General features: G+C 40.2%; 1 protein-coding gene. It reads right to left on the reverse strand.

Features of this window, described 5'->3' with window-relative positions; genetic code table 11:
• Window positions 1-5: 5 nt before the first annotated feature.
• Window positions 6-1,367, reverse strand: a complete 1,362-nt coding sequence (locus tag DDR33_RS12835) for a pyridoxal-phosphate dependent enzyme (RefSeq protein ID WP_109416205.1) — start codon at window positions 1,365-1,367, stop codon at window positions 6-8.
• Window positions 1,368-1,411 lie beyond the last annotated feature (44 nt).

A 1,411-nucleotide genomic window follows, 5' to 3' on the forward strand; every position in this document is an offset into this window, starting at 1 on the left:
CACCTCTAAACCGACATGGCACTTATTATATCAAATTGAGTGATAATCTCCAGCTTACCGTAATCATCCTCAACGAGGACAGCTGTATTGTCTTTATTTATAAGTGAAGATATTTTATCGATAGAAGTATTCAAATCCACGAAAGGAAACGGCTTAGTCATGATGTCCTGAACTTTCGCTGATTTCAGTGACGGATTCTCCAGTAACGAGCTTAAAATATCGCTCTCAGTGATCTTACCAACCACCTTCGACATCTGGGTAACAGGAATTTGCGAAATATTCAATATCTTAATTGCATTGATCGCCTCCAATACTGTTTTATCTGCATCAATGGTAACGATTTCCTGAGGCTCTCTTCCTGAAAGAATAGCTCTGGCTGTTAACTTCTCATCTTTAAGAAAACCTCTTTCACGCAGCCAGTCTTCATTATACATTTTTGCGAGGTAACGCGTTCCATGATCATGAACAACAATAACAACCACATCATCTTCTTTTAACTGGTCTTTCATCTGTAACAAGCCCGCTATCGTGGCTCCTGTAGAATTACCAGCAAAAATTCCTTCTTTACGGGCAATCTCCCTGGTCATTAAAGCAGCATCTTTATCCGTCACCTTCTCAAAATGATCAACAACAGCAAAGTCGACATTCTGAGGCAGAAAATCTTCTCCGATACCTTCTGTGATATAAGGGTAAATTTCGTCCTTATCAAAAAGTCCTGTTTCTTTATACTTTTTAAACACGGAACCGTAAGTATCAATCCCCCATATTTTAATATCGGGGTTCTTCTCCTTCAAATATTTACCTGCACCTGAAATAGTTCCGCCAGTGCCTACGCCTGCAACAAAATGCGTTATCTTCCCTTCAGTTTGAGCCCAGATCTCCGGTCCCGTTTTGAGATAATTAGCCTTTGAGTTTGAGAGGTTATCATATTGATTGGCCTTCCACGAGTTCGGCACTTCCTTCTGTAGGCGGGAAGACACCGAATAATAAGACCTGGGGTCTTCAGGCTCAACATTAGTCGGACATACAATCACTTCGGCTCCAAAGGCCCTTAGTGCATCGATCTTCTCTTTTGATTGCTTATCTGTAGTAGTAAAAATACACTTGTAGCCTTTAATCACCGCTGCTATAGCCAGTCCCATACCTGTATTACCCGATGTTCCTTCTATAATTGTTCCTCCGGGTTTAAGCAGTCCTTCCCTTTCCGCATCTTCAATCATCTGCAGTGCCATCCTGTCCTTAATAGAGTTCCCCGGATTAACAGTTTCAATCTTCGCCAAAACTGTGGCTTTAATATCCTTTGTAATTCTGTTTAACTTCACAAGAGGGGTATTCCCTATAGTCTCTAAAATGTTGTTATACCACATATTAACAAAAATAACCAAATAAACTATTAAACCTATAGGAAATA

The organism is Pararcticibacter amylolyticus, from assembly GCF_003130405.1.
Lineage (GTDB): Bacteria > Bacteroidota > Bacteroidia > Sphingobacteriales > Sphingobacteriaceae > Arcticibacter > Arcticibacter amylolyticus.